Source organism: Mycobacterium decipiens (assembly GCF_963853665.1).
Classification (GTDB): Bacteria; Actinomycetota; Actinomycetes; order Mycobacteriales; family Mycobacteriaceae; genus Mycobacterium; species Mycobacterium decipiens.
This window is the reverse complement of the sequence record NZ_OY970459.1, coordinates 294,252-316,361: the sequence shown is the minus strand read 5'-3', so window position 1 is coordinate 316,361 and position 22,110 is coordinate 294,252. Positions and strand designations below refer to the sequence as shown.

Genomic DNA, 22,110 nt, shown 5'->3' with positions numbered 1-22,110 from the left:
AGTTGCATGTGGATTCGGGCCGAGAGGGCTACCGTGCTGACACCGACCGCCAGGCTGCGCCGACTTGCGGCTGGCTGCGCCGCCTTGGCCGTGTGCGCCACGCTCGCCAGCACCACGGGACAGCCGGTTGCGCGCGCCGCGGACGGGCGCGAGATGCTCGCCCAGGCGATCGCCACCACCAAAGGCTCATACCTGGTGTACAACTTCGGCGGCGGTCATCCCATGCCGCTGCTCAACGGCGGCGGTCACTGGTATGAGATGAACAACGGCGGCCATCTGATGATCATCAAGAATGCGTCGCAACGACTTTCACCACACCTACTGGTAGACACCCACACCGGAGACCAGGCGCGTTGCGAGAATAACCCGGGTGCCCGCACCGGTGAGGGGTTGTTGCAAGCATCGGAGATCTACCCGCCGCTGCACGCGTGGCAGCGCATGGGGCGGCCGACCATCGCGGTCAACGCCAACTTCTTCGACGTGCGCGGACAAAAGGGCGGCAGCTGGCGGTCGACCGGCTGCAGCTCACCGCTAGGCGCCTACGTAGACAACACCCATGGGCAGGGCCGTGCCAACCAGACGGTCACCGGAACCGTCGCCTACGCCGGAAAGCAGGGTCTCTCCGGCGGAAACGAGCTCTGGACCTCGCTGACGACGATGATCCTTCCTGTCGGTGGCGCACCGTATGTCTTGCGGCCCAAGAACAGAGAGGACTACGACGTCGCCACTCCGGTGATCCAGGACTTGCTCAACAAGAACGCGCGGTTCGTCGCCGTGGCCGGAATCGGACTGCTGTCGCCCGGCAATACCGGCCAGCTCCACGACGGCGGTCCCAGCGCGGCGCGAACGGCTCTCGCCTACGCGAAGCAGAAGGACGAGATGTACATATTCCAGGGCGGCAACTACACACCGGACAACATCCAAGACCTGTTCCGCGGCCTGGGTAGCGATACAGCGATCCTGCTCGACGGCGGTGGGTCGTCCGCGATCGTGCTGCGCCGCGACACCGGAGGCATGTGGGCCGGCGCAGGATCGCCGAGAGGATCGTGTGACACCCGTCAGGTGCTCTGCGACTCGCATGAGCGGGCGTTGCCCAGCTGGCTGGCATTCAACTAGCCATGCGCCTGGTCGTGCTACAGGTGCGGCGTCAAATCTAGCGAGGTGATGGTGGTCATCCTGGTCACCAGCCAACGCCCGCCATAGCGTTTCATGAACAGCCGGTAGGACAGATACTTCAATGCCGGGATGTTCTTGGTCACCGGGCTGGTGGTGGTGGTATTGGTGTAGACGATGGCGACGGCATCCCGGCTGTTCAGCGATTCCACAGCCGCCCCAGTGACTTCGGTGTTGTTGGTTATCTTGGCCTGTTTGTTGGGCGCCGCAATCTGATCGACAAATTTGCGGTACTGCGCCGCGAAGTCGCCGGTGAGGTAGTTCGCGGCCCTATCGGCCAGGGTGTCCATGTTTTCCGGCGTGTAGGTCCATAGCGTCGTAATCGCGTTCGCCGCGGTCCGTGCGACCGTGAGCTTGGTGGCCACCGCGGCGCGGTCGGATAGGTAGGGCTGCACCGTCGCACCGGCGAAGGCGCCGGAGGCCACGAATAGCGCCGCGGCCACGCCGACCGCGACGGCTAGCCACCTGCCGCGCGATCGTCTGACCGGTGCACCACCGTCCTCGCCCGCGGTCGTCTCGGATCCAGCGGCGTCGGCCTCGCTGGCCGACACTGCCGCATCGCCTGCGTCCCGCTGCCCCTCCGCGTCGACCTCGTCCAGGTCGCCCTCGGCTTCGGTTGCATCCGTTCCTGCGGCCGTTTCGGTGCCGGACTCTGACTCGGCGGGAGTCTGTTGGGTCAGATCACCGGAAGCAGATTGCTGATCTTCCACTCGTTACCTTCCTGCTTGGCCGTTATCACCCAACGGTTCGCGCTTCCCACCACCCGCTTGCCGTCCGGGGACTTCGAGGTGATCTCGGTGACCACCAGCACGTTGGCGCTGCCATCGTCGTTCCACCTCTCCACACCCGCGTCCAGAACCGTGCCGGTGGTCGGCTCGACGCCCGAGATCTGCATGAGAATCTCGTTGTGCCTGTCCCGGTACTGCTGCGCGAACTGGCCCGTGGCGTGAGCCAGCACCCGTTCGGCATATTCGTTGGCGTGGAACGGATCCGGTGAGGTGAACATGGCCATGAACGATCGGACGTCGCTGAGCATCGCGGTGTCCTGCCGCGCTGCGCGTTGGTGTGATTCGTGGGTGATCAGCATGAACACGCAAGATGAGATCGCGGCCGTCGACACCACCGCGGCAGCGATCAGCGCCGCCGGCAACCGAAACAGGCGCGCCCGCAGGTCCCACGGTCGCGGGGGCAGGCCCCATCGTCGCGGCGGTTCGATCGGCAGCGCGACCAGAAGCGGCCCCTCGCCAGTTTCAAACTTGCGGCGCGGGCTCATTTTTCACCCTTGGGCTGTCTCGGCTTCATCACGACCGCGAGATCGTCGACACGCCACTGCCCGCCCGACTTCTGAAAGATCGCACGCACGGTTGCGGTGATGTACCGCTGATTGGGCGGTGCGCCGCGCTCGCCTTGCATGAACAGCAGCATGGTTGCCTGATCCCCTGTCGCCGACAGCACCGCACTGTCGGTAACCCAGTACTGGTTGATGGCGGGTGGTCCCGCCTCCTGCACCGCCTGCTGCTGAATGGTCAGCTGCGCGCGGTAACTGTCGGTGGCCAGCGACCGGGCGTGCTCGAAATCGCGCTGCACCGTTTCTGGACGGTAGCTCAGCATCTCGACCACGATCTTCGGGCCTTGCACCGCAAGTTGTGCCCGAGTCTGATCGGTCGCTCGCTCCTTCAGGTACACCACCGTCGCGCCCACCAGGGCTCCCGCCACGCAAGCCCCCGAAGCCACCAGCGCCACTGCGGCCGTTAGCCGCCGTACCGCGCCAGGACGCCGGACCGGTTCGACGCGCTTCACCTCGGTGCGCAACAGCAAGTCGGCGAAGGTGCGCCGCCGCGAGTCCCACAGCGGCCAGAGCCAACCCACAAACAGCGACAAGACGTCCAGCAGGTGGGCCAGGTCTCTGAGCAGCAACCGCCACGGCCCGCTGGAGGAGCCGTCGCGCCGCACCACTCTGATGCCGGCATTCCCACGGCCGAGACTCCAACCAGTGATAGTGGGAAGCAGCAACCGGTTGACCGCCGACAGCAAGATCGCGAGTCCGGCCACCGACACACAAAACCACCACCAGGTGGAGCGCAGCGGCACCGTCAATGCCGTCAACGCCATCGTCGCGACCACAGCGACCCCGGGCGCAACGTCGATGGCGAATGCGCCCGCCCGAAGATGCCAGGGCGCCAAGTCATTCGGCGATGCTTCGTCGACACCCAGCGTGGTATGCGGCTTCTCGGCCACCACCGTCACTTGGTCACCTGGTCGAGTCTGGCAATCTTGTACCGGCCATCATCCGGTGCCATCCGCACCCGCAGGCGGTAGCCGACTTCCTGGGCATTCGCATCGGTGTTGGACACGTTGACCCGGAAAGCCACCAGAACATCGACCGACCGGTCACTGTTGTTGCGCTCGACCGCCGCCCGCATATCCGTCACCTTCACGTGGACGTTGGCCGTCTGATATGCCTCGACCAGCATGCCGGTGTACAGCGACGCCTGCGCACCGAAATCACCAGTGCTGCAGTCGATGATCTTCTTCATGCTCGCGGCCATTGCCGCTGCGTCAGGTGCCTGCGTTGCCGCGACGCAATCCTTCGCGGCCTCCGTGGCCGCGACATTGGCGCGGGCGATGGCCGTGCTGTCCAGGTGAGAACGCAGCGCAAGATAGCCGCCCGCCCCGACACCACCGGCCAAGACGAGCAGCGCCGCGGCGATGCCGACCAACCAGCCGCGCCGTAGCCGCGACGGCCCACGCGCGGTGGCCGGTTCTGGGTCCGGTTGCGGGTCCGCGTCTTCGCCGGGCTCCGATGCGGTTTGCGCCGGCGATTCCAGGGAATCCGCGGCCTTCACCTGCGCGCCGGTCTGGTCGGTTCCGGCCCCGGATTCTGACGAATCCGCGGCCTTCACCTCCGAAGGCGACGGCTCGTCGGCGTCGGCGGGATTCAGCTGGCCGGAGCCAGCATCTCCTTCCATCCGTCGTCTCCTGTTGTGCTCGAGTTCTCGACGGCGTACTTGACACCATCCGGCCCCACCAGTTCACCACTGGCCGGGTTATAGACCGCCGACGGGCCCGGTGCTGGAGTGTAGACGCACGGGTTGGGCTGCTGGCCGTTGCACTGCACAGTACCCGAACCCGGGCGTTGCAATGGATCACTCACCGGAGGCGGGCTCCCCTGCACCTGATCTGCGGGCGCCGGGTTCTGGCCGGTGTTGATCGACGGCGCCGGTATCACCAAACCCGGTTTCACCGGTTGATCACAGCGTGCCGCCGGTGCCGGGCAGGTGAGAAGCTGGTTCGGGTCGCCGTACCACGGGTTGGTGCCCGCCGGAACATACGGCTCCGTGCTCCGGCACTCCTTCGGCGTTGCCGCGCGCTTGCCAGGAACGTCGACGCAGACCAGGTTGCGTGCGCCACGCACTTGCAGCGCCGGGGCGTCATGCGGGATCTTGCAATACGTTCCCGTCGGCAACGGTCTGGGACTGGTATCGGCCGGGGACCGCCACTCCGATGGCGGGATGAAGCCGGTCAGACACGGCGGCGGTTGGTTGATGGTCGGCGCGAGATCCAGCGAAGCCGCGCCCGGGAACGGCGACGTCACCGTCTGGGCGATAGCTGCGCCCTGCGGTAGAAACACCAGCAATTCCTCGACGCCGGCGTGATAGCGCTTGAGCATATCGAGCACGACTTCCAGATTCGCCAGCGTCTGCGGCAGGGAGTCCCGCACATCGCTGAACACCGCGTTGAGTTCATCGGCGGTCGGCGCCGCCCGGTTCAGGATGCTTCTCACGTTCTCGTCCCGTGCCGCAGTCTGCGCCGCCAGGACGTTCAGCTTTCGCGCCCAGCGCTCGATCGCATCACCCGAATTGACCTGACTGTCCAAAATCGGTCCGGAGTGTTCGATGATGTCGTTGACATCTTGAATGTTGGTCTTGAAGTCACCGACGATCGCCTGGGTGGAGTCGACCAGGCGCTGCAGCGCCGGACCTAGTCCGCCGACCGCTTGCGCGGTCTCGTCGAGCAGCAACCCGATTTTCTCCTTGGGCAATGCGGCCAGCCCGCGGTTGGAGTTGTCCAGCGCCGGCCCGATCTCACTCGGCACCGTGCCCTTTGTGATGGTCTGCCCGGACGAGAAATATTTGCCCGGATTGCCCGTGGACACCAAATCGATGTACTGCTCACCGACCGCTGATACCGAGTGCACATTCGCCGACGCATCGATCGGGATCTTGTAGTTGCTGTCGATGCTCATCGTCGCTTGCGCGCCGCGCCGTGTCGGCTCGACGGCAGTGACCCGGCCGATAGTGATGCCGCGGTAGGTCACGTTGGCCGTCGGATAGAGACCACCCGATGCCGGCAGGTCGGCCTTCAGGGTGTACTGGCCGATGCCCACCAGACTTGGAATCCGCAGGTAGTACCAGCCCAATATGACGATCGCTGCCACGGACACGATCGCGAACAGGATCAACTGGCGTTGGATAAACCGAGTCAGCATTGGCGAGACCCCCTTTCCACCAGCGGCCCACCGGGCGCGTCGTTGGGGTTCGGCGTGTAGCGGATGTCGGGAATCATCGTCTCGGGATCGCGGCCGAAGGACTGCTCAAGTGCGCGCAACGCACCGGAGAATCCGGTTCCGGTGAGGAACCCGTTGTCGATGGCGCTGTAGGTCAGATCGAGCGTCAGCGACAGGTTCATGTAGTCACCCCGGACCAACTTCGGCACCGCGTCGATGTCGAAAGGCTGGGTGAGGATCAACTTGAGCGCCTGTACCAGGTACGGCGCCGCTCGAGCGAGTTCCTTCAGCGGGCACTGCAGCGCCTGCAAATCCTGATGCAGGTCGCCCTGCGCGGCCGACAGATACTGGCCTGCGGCCTGGCTGAGTCGTCCCACTGAATCAACCGCGTTGATCAAGAGGTCCTGCTTGTCCGCGAAGTGCTTGATCAGCGGGGGCAGATCGGTCAGCACCCGATTCAGGACCTCCGCCCTGCCGCCAACATACGTCAGCAGCCGGTTGGTGGAGTCAATGGCGCGGGTAATGTCGTCGCGTTGCTTGTTGAGCTCTTGGGTGAAGGTATCGAGCTTGCCAAGGAAGGCCCGGATCTGATCGGCCCGGCCAGTCACGATGTCATTGATCTCGTTCTGAATCACCTCGAGGTTCACCACGCCACCGCCGCGCAGCAACGTGGCGATGCTGGCCAACGTCTGCTCGGTAGTCGGAAAAGCCGAGGAGTTCTTCAGCGGGATGGTGTCACCGTTCTTCAGTAGCGCCGGCGACGGGTCGGTGGCTGGCGGGTGCAGCTCGACGTGCTGTGAACCCAGCAGGCTGGTCTGGCCGATCTTGGCGGTGGAGTTCTTTGGCAACTTGACGTTCTTGTCCAGACTCAGCGTCAGCGTTGCCACCCAGTTCTTCAACTTGATCGCGCGTATCGAGCCGACCCAGACGTCGGCCACCATGACCCGGCTGTTGCCGTTGATCGCCAATGTGTCCGGCATCTGCACATAGATGGTGTAGGAACCGGGCCCACTTCCTGGGCCGCCGGGGATCGCCACGTTGGAGATACCGCGCCATCCGCACGAACTCAGCACCAAGGCAACGACCAGCAGGGTCAGCCCCCGAGTGACCCCGTGCCGGGCTACGCCCAGCACCCTCGAGATTCCGCTAGTACGTCGCCCGTCCAACGCGGCGCTGTCGCTCACCGGGCTCGTCGCGCGTGTCACTGGCCCCCTCCTGCCTCAGCGGGCAGCGGCGCCCCAACCGGCGCTGGTCCTGGCGCTGGTGCAGGCGTCGGTGCAACCGGTCCCGGGATCACCTCGAAGCCAGGTGGGGGAGGTGGTATCGGCACCTGAGGAGCCTGCAAACCGATCGGCGGCAACACCGGATATTCGTCGTACGCATTCGGCGGCCCCGGCGGGGTCTGCAGTCCCGATTCAGGCGGTGCGATGTCCGGGCCACCCATGAGTTCGGCCAGGGACTCGGGCGTCAACAAACCCTGCGTGATCGGTCCGACCGCAACCCCTTGCATCCCGGGCGCGACAACCCAACCCTGCTGGGTGTTGCGGTGGGACAACGGTGTATCCGGCACCCAGATGCCGGGGACGGTGGTGTCCTTGTAACCGTTTGGCGGCTGCAGCCGGGGCTCCGAGTAGGCGATCTCCTTGGGCAGCGTCTCCGCCGTGTTGCCGATGTTCGCGGCGAACGGAGGGTAGTTGAACTTGATCGCGTCCAGAATTGGCGTCAGGTATTGCGCACACAGTTCGGCGGAGTCTTGATAGCCGAGCCGGCTACCGGCCTGGATCGAGCTGCAGATGAACAGCAGCGGGTTCGCGAAGTTCGCGAATGCCGAAACCGAGACCACGCCACCGTGTGACGGGTGGTAGATCTGGTTGACATTCGACCCCAGGGTCGGCAGGACGTGCAGGGTGGTCTCCAACCCGTCCAACGAGTCGGGTTGCAGCAACGTGGTCGTCACGTTCTCGAGATTGGCGACGTCGTGCGTCAGCACCTCGCGGTTCTTTTCCAGGAACGGACGCGTGACTGCGAGCAGGCTGTCGAACTGCTGGATCGCATTCGACAGGTCGCCGTCGGTGTGGGTCAGCCGATCGGTGAACTCCGCCAGGTTTTGGTTCAACGCGACGAACTGTTGGTCGTCCTGGTGGAGGGCATTGACGAACAGCGCCAGGCTGCGCACCACCGCGAAGAAGTCGCCCCGGCCCTCGTTCAGCGCGTTCAACGCCCGCGACAGGCTGTCCAGCGTGGTATTGAACTGCTTGCCCTTGCCGGCCAGCCCATCGGCGAACGATTCGATGACCTCGCCGAACGGCCCCTTGGGCTGCTGCGGTGTCGGGCCGAGCCTATCGATGATATTGGAGACGCTGTCGCGCAACTCGTCCCACTCGACTGGTACCTGGGTCCGCTCGAGCGGAATAACCGCGTTGTCGGCCATGACCGGACCGCCCTTGTACGGCGGCTCCAATTGGATATTCCGCGACGCCACCAAGGTGGGGTTGAGGATCACCGCGGAGGCATTGGCGGGCACCTTGTACTTGTTCTGGTAGTGGAACGTCACCTTCATTTTGTCGCCGGCCGGTTCGATCTTGTCGATCCGACCGACCGGAAGACCCATGATCTTGACCTTGTCGCCGACATACAGCGCATTCGCTTGGGGGAAGTAGGCAACCACTGTGTTTGTCGTCAGTTTCTGGTAGAGACGCCAGCCGACGATTCCGGCGGCGAGGGCCAGCACCACCACCAACGATCCGATGACCACCGTGACCCGCGACAGCCTCGGCAGCTTCAGGTTGTGGATGTCGAAGATGGTGCTCAATTCTCGCTACCTCCCGTAACGCCGCTACCACCCGTGCCGCCTGGGTTGATGAACGGAGCCGGCAACTGCGGTCCGGGTCCGGGTGGTGCCGGTGGGCCCGGCCGCGGGGCCGGAACCGGCCCGGGCGCCGGCCCCAGCGGCGCGGTGCGCGCTCCAGGCGGGGCCTCCGCCGGTATCGGGACCGGCGTGCCCGGCACGTTTGGCGGCACCTCACCCGGGCGTCCCGAGACTGGCAGACCCGGGGTGGGCGGTAGTCCGTCCGGGTTCGGCGGCGACGTCTGGACGTCGAGCGGTGCCGGGAAGTTGCCGGGGCCCGGGCCGAACGGGCCTTCGGTGAGGCCGGCGCAGGGCAGCGGATTCCACGGCCGCGGTAGTCCATCCGCCGGCGGGGTGTACGAGCAGGGCGCACCCGGCCCCACAGCCGGCCCCGGATGTTCGGGCGTGCCCTCTAGCACCAGCGGCGGTGGTGGCGGCGCGCCGTTGGGGAACCTGGTGCCGTTCGGGTCGGGGAACCGGAATGACGGCAGTCCCGCACTGCGCCAGAAGTTCTCGGGGTCAATACCGCGGTCTTTGAACGCCGCATCGACAAACGGCTGCAAGACCTGACCCGGCAACAGGTTGGCCAGCAACACCTTGAAGTACGGCCCCGACGCGAAGGTTTCACCGAACGACGCGACGAACTTGCCCAACACTTCCAGGGCTTGCGCCAGGTCGTCCTTGCGCACGACCAGCAAGTCGCTGAGGGTACGCAACTGCTCGAGGACATGGTTCAGGTTGGGGTTGTCATTGATCAGGCCCTGCACCTGGGCCGAGAAAGTAGCGATGTTGCCGAGCAGCGCGTCCACCGCCCGACCGCGCGCGTTGAACGCCGCCAGCAGCGTCTTCGCGTTGACCAACAGCCGGTCGACCTGCTCGCTGCGATCACCGAGGACGCTTGCCACCTGGTTGGCCTGGGCGAGTAGGTGCTTGATCTGCTCGTCGCGCTTGCCGATCGTGTCGGAGAACTTGGCCACACCGTCGAGAGCGGCGCTCAGGTTGGGATAGGTCTGATCAACGGTCTGCGACAACACGTGTAGCGACTGCTTGACCGTGTCGATGTCCCAGCCGGAGGCGGCCTTGGTGACGTCAAAGAATGCGTCGTAGATCTGATACGGGGTGGTGCTTTGCCCGAGTGGCAATATTCCCCCCGGCCGCAACGTCTGTTTGCCGCGCGGCTCAATCTCGAGCACCTTCTTGCCCAGGATGGTGTCGGTGCGGATGGCCAGCCGGCTCTCGGTGCCAATCGTGTTGGTGCCGATGGAGAACTTGACCACGATATGGTCGCCGTCGATCTTGAGCGCGTCCACGGTGCCCACCCCAAAGCCGGCGATGCGCACCTTATCGCCCTTGTTCAGCCCGCCGGTGTCGGTGAATTGGCCGTAGTAACTTGGCTTGGCGAACAGCATGGGGACACTGGTGAAGCTCTGGCCCACCCCGACGACGAGCAGCGTCACCACGATGCCCATGAGCCCGATTCGCATCCTGTTGGGCGGTTCCAGCGTTCTCATTGCGGCGTGCACCTACCCGACGGCTGGTGGAAGAGCCGTACTGTGCGAACCGGCCCTCCGGGTTGGAATCCGTTCCACTTGACCGAGAGGTCGCAGAGGTAGAAGTTGAGGAAGTCGCCGTAGGTGCCATTGGCGCGTCCGACAGTGGTCAGCGCGGTCGGGATCTTGTGCAGTAGATCGTCCAATCGATCACGCTGATCGATGAGCGGTTGCTGAATCGGGTCCAGGTAGGCAATCGTCTTGCGCAGCAACTCGCGATTGTCGCCCAGCAGGTCGGCCACCGTTCCGGCGCCATTGCTGATGCGCGCGAGGCCAGCGGCCAATGGGTCGGCGTGGTTCTTCAACCCGGTGATCAGATTCTCCAGGTTGTTGACGGTCTGGTCGAACTCCTTTCGATGCCTGACGGTGGTGTCCAACACGATGTTCAGGTTCTTGACGACCTCGCCGATCGCCTGATCGCGCTCGGCGATGTGGCTGGTCAATTGCGCGGTTTGCTCCAAGATGTCGTTGATGGTGCCGCCCTGACCCTGGAACACCGTGACGATCGCGCTGGCGATGTTGTTGACCTTCGCCGGGTCTAACGACCGAAACACCGGCTTGAAGCCACCGATCAACGCGTCCAGGTCCAACGCCGGTGAGGTGCGAGATACCGGGATGAATCCGCCCGGCGGCAGGACTTCGTCGGCCCCCTTACCCTCACCGCGCTTGAGCTCCACGTAGCGGTTGCCGATCAGGTCGGCATACCGGATCTGCGCGGTCGTCGACTGGTACAGCGGCACCGAACGGTCGATGTTGAACTCCACCCGAACCCGACGGCCACCGTCGACCAGGTGCAGTGATTTGACCTTGCCGATCTCCACCCCCGAGGCGCGGACAAACTGGCCCTGGCGCAGCCCGCTGACATTGTTGAACTCCGCGGAGTAGCCGTTGGTCCGATCGAAGCGCATCTGACCGAAAATCACGATGATCATCACCGTGAAGAACAGCAGCACCAACGAGACGATGCTGAGTTTGACGACGGTTCCAGTGATTTTCATGGGTTGATCGTGTTGTCCCCTACTTGACGGCCCCAGACGTACTCGTTGGCGTAGGGCGAGCCGATCTCGAGGTGGTTGTACGGCGCAAGACTGGCACCGGTGTCCATCACCAGATACGGCGCGGGCCACAGATCCCGGGTAATGGTCTGCCAGCAACCCGGGGCGCCGCCCGGACCGCCGCGCGCGTTCAGCCGCGGCAAGTTCTCCGGGTAGATGTAGGGATTGGGCGCCCCGCCTAGCACGCCGGTTATCCCCGCCCCCAATGTTGCGGGGAGGGCGAGGGGCGGCACCAATAGCCCGAGTAGCAGTGCCCCGCCTTGGGTGGCCAGCGCTAGCGGAGACAACACCGAGATACCCAACCCGGACAGGACTTCGGTGTTCGTGACCAGCGAGTAGCCGTTACCACCGCCGCCCACCTCCGCGGCCATGGGGTCGGCGTCGTGGAAGTTGCGGATCGTGCAGAAGAGCTCCGGGCTGTAGGTGTCGAGCAGCGTGGCGGTGGGCACCAGATCGGCGGCCCCGCGCACCAGATAGGGCCCGCCGCGTTCGAAGACGTCGGCTCCGGTGTTGCCGAACCCCGCGGCCGCCAGCAACGCGGAATCCAGATCCGCTTGCTGCTGATTGATGGTGCGGGCGGTAGTCACCGAATTGTTGAGGAAGTCGAACAGGTCGGGCGACGCGTTGGCGTAGACGTCACCCAGGGCGGCCAGCTGCTGAATGTCATGGCGGGACTGCGGCATCCGCGCATTGAGGTCATCGAGGACGGTGTTGGCATTGACGAGCGACTGCCCGAACTTGTCGCCCAGCCCGCTCAACGCATCCGCGGCCGCGCTCAAGGTCAGGTTCAGTTTGACCGGATCCACCTTCTCGGCGATCGAGGTGAGTGTCTGGAACAACGTGTTGATCTCGGTTGTCACCGACCTCGCGTCGATCACGGTTTGCGGCGTGATCTGTTGTTGAGAGGGGTCTTTCGGGGTAGTCAACGACACGTACTTACCGCCGAACACCGTGGTCGCCTTGATATCGGCGTTCACGTTCGCCGGGATCAGGTGGACGTACTTCGGATCCATATCCAACACAAACTTGGCCGCCGGTTGGCCGTCCCGGGTAATCTCCGAGATGGTGTCGACCCGGCCGACCTCCACACCGTTGTAGGTGACCTTCGCCCCGGGATCCATCACCAAACCCGCACGAGCGGACAGCATCGTCACCTGCGTCTTAGGCGTGAATTCGCCCCGAAACTGTAGGTACACCAAGGCAGTTACCAGCGCCAAGACCAGCACCAAACCCAAGCCCGCCGTCTTGTAGGGCGGAACTCGCGGCTTGTTCAGCTTCCCCGGCGTCGTCATGGCGGCTACACCGTGAGATTGAAGTTCGGGTCGACACCGTAGAGCGCCAACGCTGCGAAGAGGACGACGACCTGCACCGAGACCAGCGAGAAACGCATCGATCGGCCGACGGCCTCACCGACACCGACCGGGCCGCCGCCGGCGGCGTACCCGTAATAGCAATGGCTGATCATGACGATCGCGGTGATGATGAGCGCTTCCAGGAAGGACCAAAACACATCATTGGGACGCAGGAACGTTTGGAAGTAATGTTCGTAGGTGCCATTCGACTGCCCGTAGAGCACCGTCGTCGTGATCTGTGGGGACAGGAACGACATGATCATCGCCAACGCATACAGCGGAATGATCACCACCAGCCCCGCCATGATCCGGGTGGAGGCCAGGAACGAAATCGACTTGATACCCATCACTTCCAGAGCGTCGATCTCCTCGCTGATCCGCATCGCCCCCAGCTCGGCGGTGGCACCAGCGCCGACCGTGGCCGCCAGCGCGACACCCGTGACGACCGGACCGGCGATGCGCACGTTGATCAGCGCGGCGAAGAACCCAGTGAACGCCTCGACACCGATATTTCCCAGCGACGCGAAACCCTGGATGGCGACCAGTGAACTGCCGGACAGCGTCACGAACCCGACGATCGCGACCGTGCCGCCGACGACGGCCATCGCACCGGTGCCCATGCCGATCTGGGCGATCAACCGCAGCGTCTCTTTGCGGTAGTAGCGCAGCGCATGGCCGATCTGCCCGACACTGATAAGCGCAAACCAGGCCAGCTGACCGGCCTCGTCCAAGCCTCGGGCCGCCGCACCGCCGTAGTGGCGGAGATTGGCGACCGCCCGCGGGAAGCGGGCACGCACCACAGCAGCAGTCGACATGTCAGCGCCCCGTCCCAAATCGCACACCGATGGTCGTCAAGATCACGTTGACGGCAAACAGCGCGATCACACAGAGCACCACGGTCTCGTTGACGGCGGTGCCAAGCCCCTTGGAACCGCCTCGGACGGTGAGCCCCCGGTAGCAGCCGACCAGGCCGGCAATCAGGCCGAACACCGCGGCCTTGATCGTCGCGATGACCACCTCGGGAAGACCGGTGATCAGGGTCAGCGTGGCGAGGTAGGCGCCACCCGACACGTTCTGCAAGTACACACCGAACAAAAAGCCGCCGACCAGGCCGACGGTGATCACCAGGCCGTTGAGCAGCGTGGCGACCAGCATCGAGGCCAGCACCCGGGGCACCACCAGCCGGTGGATCGGATCGATGCCCAGCACCTCCATCGCGTCGATTTCCTCGCGAATGGTGCGGGCGCCCAGGTCGGCACAGATGGCAGTGGACCCGGCGCCGGCAACCACCAGCACCGTGGTCAGCGGGCCAAGCTGGGTGACGGCGCCGATCGCCGCGCCGGAGCCTGAGATGTCTGCCGCGCCGAACTGGGCAAGCAGGATATTGAGCGTAAAGATCAACAACACCGTCAGCGGTATCGAGACCATGATCGTCGGCAAAAACCCGACCCGCATGATGAACCAGCACTGCAGGATAAACTCGCGCCACTGGAACGGCCAGCGAAACAGCGCCTTTCCGGTTAGCACGCACATCCGGAAGAAGCCACCGACAAGTGTCAGCGGGGTTTGCAGTTGGTCGCGGACGTAGCCGGACAGTGTGGCCGACGTGGTCACTGCCGCCCCCTCAAACCGGCGACATGGGTGTCGCGGCGCCGCGGCGGATCATGTCGCACGCCTCCTCCTTGCCCCGACGCTCGGTGTGTGACCGCAAGCTCCTTACTCGCAGGGAGTAACGGAGACCACAGGAATGTACCCGATGGCCCGCCCGGTGTGTAAGGCATCCGCACATTTAACCCTTCGTCAATAGCAGGCAAACGTTACAATTGCTATCTGTTCTCCCTTCTGGACTTAAAATCACTTGGCGCAGAATGTCTTTCGGTATCCGAGCCGTTGCCGTACCGCAAACGCAGTTCAGTTTTGAGCACCTTCCCCGCAGGGTTGCGGGGCAGAGCGGCTACGATCTCGAGCGCCTTGGGGTGCTTGTAGCGCGCAAGCCGATCGGTGAGGAACTCACTTATGTCTTCGATCCGAAGGTCGTCGTTCGTTACAGCCGCGACCGCGATCGGCACCTCGCCCCACTTCTCGTCGGCGCGGCCGATAACCGCGACTTCGACGATGTCGGGATGACTGGTCAGAACGTTTTCCAGCTCCGCGCAGTAGATGTTCTCGCCGCCGGAGATGATCATGTCCTTCTTGCGGTCCACTACCCAGACGTAACCGTCGGAGTCCATCCGAACCAGATCCCCGGAATGGAACCAGCCACCCGCGAACGCCTCCGCGGTGGCTTCCGGGTTGTTCCAGTAGCAGCTCATCAATGTTGGTGCCCGGTAGACAATTTCGCCCACTTCGCCGACGGGGACGTCGTTCATGTTCTCGTCGATCACCCGGGCGGCGACGGTCGGGATCACCCGGCCGACCGATCCACGCTTCCTGATCGCGTCCTCGCCGAGCAGCATGCAGGTCACCGGCGACATCTCGGTCTGGCCGAATGCAGCCAGGATCTGGGTTCCGGGAAAGGTTGCCGACATCTGCCGCAGCAACGCGTCCGGCGCCGGCGCGGCTCCCCACGACATCACCCGCAACCTCAGGTCCCGTGGTCGCGCTTGCTGCTCGGCGCAGACCGCCTGCCATTGCGCGGGAACCAGAAAGATGCCGGTGACCTTTTCCGCCGCCAGTACATCGAGGAGCTGTCCGGGGTCAAACGCGCCAAGCGGGTAGATCACCGTGGGGGTGCCGAGTAGCAGCCCCGGCAGCATGTTGCCGATTCCAGCGATATGGAAGAACGGAACACCGATGAAGCCGACGTCGCTATTGATGTTGGCTCCGCTGGTGTAGAGCGCGGTCATCGTCTGACCAGTCAGGTTGGTGTGGGTGAGAACGGCGCCCTTCGGGCGTCCGGTGGTGCCCGAGGTGTACATGATCAGCGCCGGCGAGTCGTTCGGGATGTCGATGCGGGCGTGCGCATCACCGGTCTCGTTGATCAGATCGTCGTAGCCGAACACTCCGTCATCGCCGGCATCGGTTGGGCCGCCGGCCACCACGATCATGTTCAGCAGCGGCTGGATGTCACGGACACCGGCGGCCACCGGAAGCAGCGCCGCTTCGGTGATGATCACCCGTGCCGCACAGTCCTCGACCAGGAATGCGATTTCGGTTGGCGTGAGGCGGAAGTTCAGCGGAACCGCGATGGCACCGAGCATGTTGGCGGCCAGCACCGACTCAGCAAACTCGGGGCGATTGAGCATCAAGATCATGACCCGATCGCCAAAGCCGACCCCTCGGCGGCTCAAGGCATCGGCCAGCGCCGAAACCCGGCGCTGCAGAACGGCCCATGTCACCGTGTTGCCCAGGAACCTCAGCGCCGGCGCGTCCGGCTGCATCATCGCGTGCCGCTCGAGCTGGTGGACCCAGTTCTGCCGCCGGGCACTATAGGGCTGCTCTTGGGCAGGTGTTGGAGCCCGCGTCAGGTGGCTGGCCAGTTGCGCGGTCAACTATCCCTTCCTTTCACTTGCGCACCGCTTGCGCCAGGTTGATATTTGATAAAACATGGTGTTACCTGGGTCACACTAACGGCCCGAGTGGCCCTAAAACAAGCCCCCCGGCAAGCCCGGCACTACCCTGAAAGTCCTGGCAGGCCACGTGAACGCACCTCTATCGGCGAAGCCGCGGAGCCCGCGGCCGCTGCGCCGGGCACAGCTATCCGATGAGGTGGCAGGCCACTTGCGGACCGCCATCATGTCCGGGACGCTGCGCCCAGGAACGTTCATCCGTCTCGACGAGACCGCAGCCGAGCTCGGGGTCAGCGTCACGCCGGTTCGGGAGGCGCTGCTGAAGCTGCGCGGTGAGGGCATGGTGGGGCTGGAGCCAAATCGCGGCCACGTGGTGATGCCGTTGACCAGGCAGGACATCGACGACATCTGCTGGCTTCAGGCCACCCTTGCCCAGGAACTTGCCACATCGGCCACCGCCCACATCACCGATGTCGAGATCGACGAGCTGGACCGCATCACCAACGCGCTGGCGGGGGCGGTTGAGTCCGGCGATGCCCAGACCATCGCAGCAATCGAATTCTCGTTTCACCGCGTCTTCAACCAGGCGAGCCGCCGGATCAAGTTGGCCTGGTTCCTGCTCAACGCCGCCCGCTATATGCCGGCGCAGGTGTTCGCCGCCGATCCGAAATGGGGCGCCGATGCGGTCGATAGTCACCGCCTGCTGATCGCCGCGCTGCGCCGCCGCGACACTGCCGCCGTGATCGAACACACCGTCTGGCAGTTCACCGATGCGGCACGGCGGCTAACCGAAACCCTGGATCGGACCGGAATCTTCGGCTGATTCCGCCCTAACCGGCCGCCAGCTGCTCGGCACGCTGCTTGAGGTTTTCGGCGAGGTGCTCCAGGACGTTGTTGAGCAGCATCTTCACCATCGGCTCCGGCACCGGCATGGTGATCTGGACGTCCATGTCCACGGTCAGCAAGCTCGCGGCACCGCTGGGGACCACACTGAACAGCTGCTCCTGCTTGGCAAACAGTTCGCCCTGCTGCATGACGGTTTGAATCTGGTTCTCAGCCGGGTAGTACACGGCGTGGATATAGGTACCCTCGATGCCTTGAACAGCGGTGTCGAGCCGCACCTGGCTGGGACGCCCGTCATCGTAGCGAGCGAGCACCCAAGCGCCCTTGACCCCTTCATTCCACTCCGGGTAGCGCTCGATATCGGCGACGATGGCCATGATCAATGCGGCGTCGGAGGAGACCTCGACGGTCTTGCTCAGAACTGGCATTGGCGAAGCATACCTGGGTCCCGATCAGCGCGAGATTGCCGTCAGGGCTGCGGTTGCCACGGGAATCACAGCCCTGACCGCGATCTTGGTGCGATGCGGCCTACTCGCTCACGCAGGCAGTTGCCAGCAGGGACCGGATGACGTCGGGAATCGGAACCGGCCTGCGGCTGGTCCGGTCGACGTAGACGTGCACCCAGTGCCCAAGTGCGGTGATGGCCTGCGTATGGGCGGGCTCCTTGAACACACCGAGCCGGTAGGTGACGCTGCTGCGGCCCAACCGGGTCACCGCCAGGCCCACCACCAGGCTTTCCGGGAAGCTCAGTTCGGAGAAGTAGCGGCAGCTCGACTCCGCGACAATGCCCAGCGACGGCATAGTGAGCGGGTCAACCCCGGTACTCGTGTTGATCCAGGCGTTGATCGCCGTGTCGAACAGCTGGTAGTAGACGGCGTTGTTGAGGTGACCGAACATGTCGTTGTCGGCCCATCGGGTGAGCACCGGCCATAGCACCGGGAAGTCGGTGTGTCCGAGCTGGTCCGGTGCCGGCACAGAACCCATGGTTGTATTCCAACATGCCTGCCATCCGCGGCGCGGTGCTGGAACAGATCGGGTTACCGCGGCCCTATCGGCGGTCGAAGCCGATCAGCGTCATCGAGCTCGACCTGGACCAACCCGGCAGCGGTGAGGTCCTGGTCCGCATCGAGGCGGCGGGCGTGTGCCACTCCGACCTGTCGGTGGTGGACGGCAACCGGGTACGGCCGGTGCCGATGTTGCTCGGTCATGAAGCCGCCGGAATCGTCGAGCGGATCGGTGCCGGTGTCGATGACATCGCCGTGGGCCAGCGGGTCGTGCTGGTGTTCTTGCCGAGGTGCGGACGATGCGCGGCGTGTGCCACCCAGGGCCTGACGCCGTGCGCAGCGGGCAGCGCCGCCAACACCGCCGGCACACTGCTCGGTGGCGGCATCCGGATCAGCCGCGGCGGCCGCCCCGTGTACCACCACCTCGGCGTCTCCGGCTTCGCAACCCATGCCGTCGTCAATCGGGCCAGCGTGGTTCCGGTGCCGCACGAGGTGCCGCCCGGCGTCGCGGCCCTGCTCGGGTGTGCAGTGCTCACCGGTGGGGGTGCCGTGCTCAACGTCGGCGCTCCGCGCCCCGGCCAGTCCGTCGCTGTCGTCGGCCTCGGTGGCGTCGGCATGGCGGCGGTGCTGACCGCTTTGACCTTCGACGACGTTCGTGTTGTCGCCGTCGATCAGCTACCCGAAAAACTTTCGACCGCACGGACTTTGGGCGCCCACGAGACGTACACGCCGCAGCAGGCCGCGGAGCATGCCGTCAAGGCCGCCGTCGTTGTCGAAGCTGTCGGTCATCCCGCTGCGCTGCAGACCGCAATCGGGCTGACCGCTCCCGGGGGTCGTACCATCACCGTCGGGCTGCCACCACCGGATGCCCGGATCAGCTTGTCGCCATTGGGATTTGTCGCCGAAGGCCGGTCGCTGATCGGCAGCTATCTGGGCTCGGCAGTGCCCAGCCGCGACATCCCCCGGTTCGTGTCGCTGTGGCAATCGGGCCGGCTGCCAGTGCAGTCGCTGGTGACGTCGACGATTCGGTTGGACGACATCAACGAGGCAATGGACCACCTCGCTGAAGGCACCGCGGTGCGCCAGCTCATCGGCTTCGACGGGCCTTGACGGACGCCTCAAGCCAGTCCACCGACTCAGGATCGGCGGTGTCCAGCTGCACACCGGGATGGGTCAATCTTGTGCCATTGAATTCCACCGTGAAGTCCCCGTGACAAGTTCGGCGTTGTCGGTGCGGATGGTGATCGTCTGCAACGTCCGGCCATCTGTTGGTAGCGGCCCTGCAGCCGCCGCGCAAACCGTCGTGGTCGGCCCCGCGGATGGTCGGCCCCACACGGGTTCGGAAGCGATGTCCCCCAATCGGGGAGCAACGGGCGGCGATCCCACCTGGCCTTCGCCGACATGAGGTGGACCTGCCCCCTCGCCGAACTGACTCGAATACCTTCTGCCGCCTATCCGCACCGCAAGCCGCCGGCTACCACTTTGGTGCCGTCGGTGACCGCCGCCACACCACCGCCGTATCCCCCGATCAGCCGACGGGGACGTCCACCACGGATCGGACCGATCGGAGGATGCAATGCCGCGTAACCGATCGCAATAATCGATCGTTCTGCCGAAGTCGACCTTGTGCCAGTCCCCGCAACGCCCTCGACACGAAGGTCGCCGGGCGAAACATTCGGTAGTTCGTTGGTTTGCATTGGGCGCTGGCGAAAGCGTTGCTGAAGGAAAGGGTGCGTGGTGAGCTTTAACACAGCGAATTGATATGACCTCAATGTGAATTGATATGACCTCAATGTGTGTGGGCCGCCACGGCGGCCCACACACATTGAGACACATTGAGCATCGTAAGTGAACCAGCATTCAAACATTGCATCAATCGCGGTGAAGTCACAGCTATTTCATTGGCGGAACAACGTATCAACATCAATCATTGGGCCAGCATGCATACCGCAAAGAAGACCCTCGCACCCTACGTTGCGTTTGGCGAATTTGAGCAATCGATCGTGTGGGGAGGGGGCTCCATCGAACAGTCCCTGGCAAAGTCCGATCCAGCCGCCTCAGCGGTACGGGATGCAGTTCACATCTACCGGACTGGATATCACACCGAGCACGAAGTGCGTGCGTTCTTGACAGCGAACGGCCATGCAGCAAATGAATCCGACAAGGCGATAGACATACTAAATGCGCCTGGGCTTCTGATAGGGGATGTTGCCCTCGAAGAGCGCTACTCCCGCAATCAACTGTACTATAACCTTAAGGGCAGTGATCCGGTAGAGGTCCAGCGGCGGATATCCGAAGCCAGCGTGGCGATTATTGGCTGCGGCGGGATCGGCAATTACGTGGCCCCAGGACTGGCGGGGAGCGGAGTCGGTCGACTTGTGCTAGCCGATTCCGATACCATTGAACTATCCAATCTATCGAGACAGTTCATGTTCCGCGAGTCCGATATCGGACGCAAAAAGGCCGAAGTGATGGCCGAATCTATTGCCGGAATAAACTCAAGCATTGCCGTCTCCGCAATTAGCGACTTTCAGGCGTCTTCGACTGACAGTTTCAATCAATTTTGCGACGTCGATGTGATCGTTTTGAGTGCGGATAGCCCGGCGAACATTTATACCTGGTGCAATCGATTCTCCATGCGTTCCGGCGTACCCTATATTCAAGTCGGCTACATTAATGATCTTCCCGTGCTTGGCCCCTTTGTGATACCCGGGAAAACCGGGTGTTGGGAATGTAGCAATCCTACGGCGTCAACCGGAGAAGAAGATCGTAAGTCGCACTATCAGCAGGCGCCCTCGCACGCATGGACAGTCATGGTCAGTTCCGGCCTAGCGGTCGACGACATTCTGGCCTTTCTGGGAGGATATGCCGATCCGGTAACACTGAACAAGCGTATCGGCTTGTACAAGTCAGAGTTGCGCTTTCAAACTCAGCCCATCGTCCGGTGTTCGCATTTTGCCAAATAGTCGCAATGGTGCGTAGTATTGCGGGCAGCAATAGGACACGGTATTTGCTGATCCTATGCTCAGCCACTATGGCGGCGCGGATGCTGGTAGGGGCGACGAGCGCGATCTATTTGGTCAGTAAGGGAATTTCCGCACAGGACATTGTCTACCTCAAAGCATTTCAATGTCTATTGATCCTGGCCGCTGAAGTTCCGCTGGGCGTTCTCGCTGACCGAGTGGACCGTCGACTCGTTATTGCTGCGGGGCTCGGGTCCGCATGCCTGTGGCTCTTTCTTACAGGCTTTGGCTCGGGAGCTTCGACACTATATTTGGCAGAGGCATTCAACGCCCTGTCGTTAGCGACCTTTTCTGGAGCGATCGAAGCGGAACTCGTTGATGCATGGTCCGCTGACCATGGTATGAATAACCTTCGTGCTCTGTTTTCGCGGCTGACAACGTGGTCCTTTACCGCGACATCCGGAGCGGCGCTAGTGGGCGGCCTGCTGGCTTTTAATGACCCGAAGAGTAGAGTGCCTTGGACCGTTGCGGGAATGGCGGTTTTTGCACTACTTCTGAGCCTGTTGTTTGCCTACCGACCTCACAACGCTAGCATGCGATCGACGTCGCATGAATCACTTTTGAAATCGGCCTCGCGACAAGCTGGGTTGGCATCGATCACGTGGTCGAACATCAAAGAGGTCATCAAGGATCAAGAGAATAGAGCTCGCCTAATTCCAGTAATTGTACTATCCGGTGCGTTGGCAGCTGCTTTTCAGTTGATCATACAGTACTGGCAGTTGATTGTCGGACCGAATTCACTCACAGATCATGGATGGTTCTTCGGCGGCGCATTTTTCCTAATGATGCTGGTGCAATCTCGACACAAGTGGCTTGCACAATATTTGAGATCCCGAGCTCTTTACTATATGGCAGCGCTTGTGACGCCAGGAATTTTACTCGCAATCGGCGCCTGGGCGCAGCTTCCAGCCGTCCTCGTTGTGCTGTTGATCTGCCTCTGTCTGTGGTCCTATCAAGCTGTCGTGGTTGACATAAATGCCACCTTGGCCGAGAAGGCTAGTGGTGGTTCACGCGCAACCGTGTTCTCGATCAGGTCGACGCTGGGGAGGGGCGTATTTGTAGCATTTTCTCCTGTTGCGTCTATGGCCATCCACAGGTACGGCGCCGTGGGGATCACGTTTTGCGTGGTGATCTTGACCGTCACGGCGCTGGTGATATCGATAAAGTACCGCGTTGCCGATAGCTTTCAATCTTTCCGCATACCGAACTGACAAATTGCGCCTCTTGACGGGCTATGCTCAACTTC

General features: G+C 63.3%; 20 protein-coding genes. 5 read left to right on the top strand and 15 right to left on the bottom strand.

Annotated features, from left to right (window positions below):
- Positions 1-6 precede the first annotated feature (6 nt).
- Positions 7-1,116 carry a phosphodiester glycosidase family protein gene (locus tag AADZ55_RS01480; RefSeq protein WP_085324048.1) on the top strand — a complete coding sequence of 370 codons (1,110 nt, stop codon included), beginning with the start codon at positions 7-9 and terminating at the stop codon, positions 1,114-1,116.
- A gap of 17 nt (positions 1,117-1,133) precedes the next feature.
- Here AADZ55_RS01480 and AADZ55_RS01475 read toward each other — a convergent pair whose 3' ends face one another.
- The 13 genes from AADZ55_RS01475 to fadD5 all read right to left on the bottom strand — a co-directional run bounded on the left by AADZ55_RS01475 (position 1,134) and on the right by fadD5 (position 15,976).
- A complete protein-coding gene (locus tag AADZ55_RS01475; protein WP_085324049.1) occupies positions 1,134-1,883 on the bottom strand; it encodes a mammalian cell entry protein in 750 nt (249 codons plus the stop codon).
- Entirely contained in the window at positions 1,850-2,446 is a 597-nt protein-coding gene (locus AADZ55_RS01470) for a mammalian cell entry protein (RefSeq protein WP_085324050.1), read from the bottom strand. Before AADZ55_RS01470 ends, AADZ55_RS01475 begins: the two co-directional genes overlap by 34 nt.
- A complete protein-coding gene (locus tag AADZ55_RS01465; RefSeq protein WP_085324051.1) occupies positions 2,443-3,420 on the bottom strand; it encodes an RDD family protein in 978 nt (325 codons plus the stop codon). The genes AADZ55_RS01470 and AADZ55_RS01465 overlap by 4 nt, the downstream gene beginning before the upstream one ends.
- Positions 3,417-4,076 carry a hypothetical protein gene (locus AADZ55_RS01460; protein ID WP_085324182.1) on the bottom strand — a complete coding sequence of 220 codons (660 nt, stop codon included), beginning with the start codon at positions 4,074-4,076 and terminating at the stop codon, positions 3,417-3,419. Before AADZ55_RS01460 ends, AADZ55_RS01465 begins: the two co-directional genes overlap by 4 nt.
- A gap of 35 nt (positions 4,077-4,111) precedes the next feature.
- Positions 4,112-5,662 carry a virulence factor Mce family protein gene (locus tag AADZ55_RS01455; protein ID WP_085324052.1) on the bottom strand — a complete coding sequence of 517 codons (1,551 nt, stop codon included), beginning with the start codon at positions 5,660-5,662 and terminating at the stop codon, positions 4,112-4,114.
- Positions 5,656-6,822, bottom strand: a complete 1,167-nt coding sequence (locus tag AADZ55_RS01450) for a virulence factor Mce family protein (protein ID WP_119184906.1) — start codon at positions 6,820-6,822, stop codon at positions 5,656-5,658. The genes AADZ55_RS01455 and AADZ55_RS01450 overlap by 7 nt, the downstream gene beginning before the upstream one ends.
- A 59-nt stretch (positions 6,823-6,881) precedes the next feature.
- On the bottom strand, positions 6,882-8,492 hold the full coding sequence (locus AADZ55_RS01445; RefSeq protein ID WP_085324053.1) for a virulence factor Mce family protein: 1,611 nt from the start codon (positions 8,490-8,492) through the stop codon (positions 6,882-6,884).
- Positions 8,489-10,039, bottom strand: coding sequence for a virulence factor Mce family protein (locus AADZ55_RS01440; RefSeq protein WP_085324184.1), 1,551 nt, complete (start codon positions 10,037-10,039; stop codon positions 8,489-8,491). The genes AADZ55_RS01445 and AADZ55_RS01440 overlap by 4 nt, the downstream gene beginning before the upstream one ends.
- Positions 10,036-11,076: a virulence factor Mce family protein gene (locus AADZ55_RS01435; RefSeq protein WP_085324054.1), complete on the bottom strand. Its 1,041-nt coding sequence runs from the start codon at positions 11,074-11,076 to the stop codon at positions 10,036-10,038. The genes AADZ55_RS01440 and AADZ55_RS01435 overlap by 4 nt, the downstream gene beginning before the upstream one ends.
- A complete protein-coding gene (locus tag AADZ55_RS01430; protein ID WP_085324055.1) occupies positions 11,073-12,425 on the bottom strand; it encodes an MCE family protein in 1,353 nt (450 codons plus the stop codon). Before AADZ55_RS01430 ends, AADZ55_RS01435 begins: the two co-directional genes overlap by 4 nt.
- 5 nt (positions 12,426-12,430) lie before the next feature.
- A complete protein-coding gene (locus tag AADZ55_RS01425) occupies positions 12,431-13,300 on the bottom strand; it encodes an MlaE family ABC transporter permease (protein ID WP_085324056.1) in 870 nt (289 codons plus the stop codon).
- 1 nt (position 13,301) lies between these two features.
- Complete coding sequence (locus AADZ55_RS01420) at positions 13,302-14,099, bottom strand: MlaE family ABC transporter permease (RefSeq protein WP_085324057.1); 798 nt, start codon at positions 14,097-14,099, stop codon at positions 13,302-13,304.
- Between the two features lie 212 nt (positions 14,100-14,311).
- Positions 14,312-15,976 (bottom strand): fatty-acid--CoA ligase FadD5, encoded by a 1,665-nt coding sequence (gene fadD5, locus AADZ55_RS01415; protein WP_085324058.1) that lies wholly within the window; start codon positions 15,974-15,976, stop codon positions 14,312-14,314.
- 148 nt (positions 15,977-16,124) lie between these two features.
- Here fadD5 and AADZ55_RS01410 point away from each other — a divergent pair, with 148 nt between their 5' ends.
- On the top strand, positions 16,125-16,817 hold the full coding sequence (locus AADZ55_RS01410) for a GntR family transcriptional regulator (RefSeq protein WP_085324059.1): 693 nt from the start codon (positions 16,125-16,127) through the stop codon (positions 16,815-16,817).
- Positions 16,818-16,824: 7 nt separating this feature from the next.
- Here the strand turns inward: AADZ55_RS01410 and AADZ55_RS01405 are convergent, their stop codons facing one another.
- Together AADZ55_RS01405 and AADZ55_RS01400 are read right to left on the bottom strand one after the other, a co-directional pair.
- A complete protein-coding gene (locus tag AADZ55_RS01405; protein ID WP_085324060.1) occupies positions 16,825-17,265 on the bottom strand; it encodes an SRPBCC family protein in 441 nt (146 codons plus the stop codon).
- 100 nt (positions 17,266-17,365) lie between these two features.
- Positions 17,366-17,821 (bottom strand): acyl-CoA thioesterase, encoded by a 456-nt coding sequence (locus tag AADZ55_RS01400; RefSeq protein WP_085324061.1) that lies wholly within the window; start codon positions 17,819-17,821, stop codon positions 17,366-17,368.
- Between the two features lie 14 nt (positions 17,822-17,835).
- Here AADZ55_RS01400 and AADZ55_RS01395 point away from each other — a divergent pair, with 14 nt between their 5' ends.
- From AADZ55_RS01395 to AADZ55_RS01385, 3 genes are all read left to right on the top strand, one after another.
- Positions 17,836-18,951, top strand: a complete 1,116-nt coding sequence (locus AADZ55_RS01395) for an alcohol dehydrogenase catalytic domain-containing protein (RefSeq protein WP_207569035.1) — start codon at positions 17,836-17,838, stop codon at positions 18,949-18,951.
- A gap of 725 nt (positions 18,952-19,676) precedes the next feature.
- Positions 19,677-20,807 (top strand): ThiF family adenylyltransferase, encoded by a 1,131-nt coding sequence (locus AADZ55_RS01390; RefSeq protein WP_133056397.1) that lies wholly within the window; start codon positions 19,677-19,679, stop codon positions 20,805-20,807.
- Positions 20,808-20,812: 5 nt separating this feature from the next.
- Positions 20,813-22,075 carry an MFS transporter gene (locus tag AADZ55_RS01385; RefSeq protein ID WP_341286252.1) on the top strand — a complete coding sequence of 421 codons (1,263 nt, stop codon included), beginning with the start codon at positions 20,813-20,815 and terminating at the stop codon, positions 22,073-22,075.
- The last annotated feature ends 35 nt before the right edge of the window (positions 22,076-22,110 follow it).

What these genes read in the sequence shown, in the direction of transcription:
- AADZ55_RS01480 (WP_085324048.1), top strand. Translation starts at nt 7, where the DNA reads ATGTGGATTCGGGCCGAGAGGGCTACCGTGCTGACACCGACCGCCAGG.
- AADZ55_RS01470 (WP_085324050.1), bottom strand. Translation starts at nt 2,446, where the DNA reads ATGAGCCCGCGCCGCAAGTTTGAAACTGGCGAGGGGCCGCTTCTGGTC.
- AADZ55_RS01455 (WP_085324052.1), bottom strand. Translation starts at nt 5,662, where the DNA reads ATGCTGACTCGGTTTATCCAACGCCAGTTGATCCTGTTCGCGATCGTG.
- AADZ55_RS01440 (WP_085324184.1), bottom strand. Translation starts at nt 10,039, where the DNA reads ATGAGAACGCTGGAACCGCCCAACAGGATGCGAATCGGGCTCATGGGC.
- AADZ55_RS01435 (WP_085324054.1), bottom strand. Translation starts at nt 11,076, where the DNA reads ATGAAAATCACTGGAACCGTCGTCAAACTCAGCATCGTCTCGTTGGTG.
- AADZ55_RS01430 (WP_085324055.1), bottom strand. Translation starts at nt 12,425, where the DNA reads ATGACGACGCCGGGGAAGCTGAACAAGCCGCGAGTTCCGCCCTACAAG.
- AADZ55_RS01425 (WP_085324056.1), bottom strand. Translation starts at nt 13,300, where the DNA reads ATGTCGACTGCTGCTGTGGTGCGTGCCCGCTTCCCGCGGGCGGTCGCC.
- AADZ55_RS01405 (WP_085324060.1), bottom strand. Translation starts at nt 17,265, where the DNA reads ATGCCAGTTCTGAGCAAGACCGTCGAGGTCTCCTCCGACGCCGCATTG.
- AADZ55_RS01400 (WP_085324061.1), bottom strand. Translation starts at nt 17,821, where the DNA reads ATGGGTTCTGTGCCGGCACCGGACCAGCTCGGACACACCGACTTCCCG.
- AADZ55_RS01395 (WP_207569035.1), top strand. Translation starts at nt 17,836, where the DNA reads ATGCCTGCCATCCGCGGCGCGGTGCTGGAACAGATCGGGTTACCGCGG.
- AADZ55_RS01385 (WP_341286252.1), top strand. Translation starts at nt 20,813, where the DNA reads ATGGTGCGTAGTATTGCGGGCAGCAATAGGACACGGTATTTGCTGATC.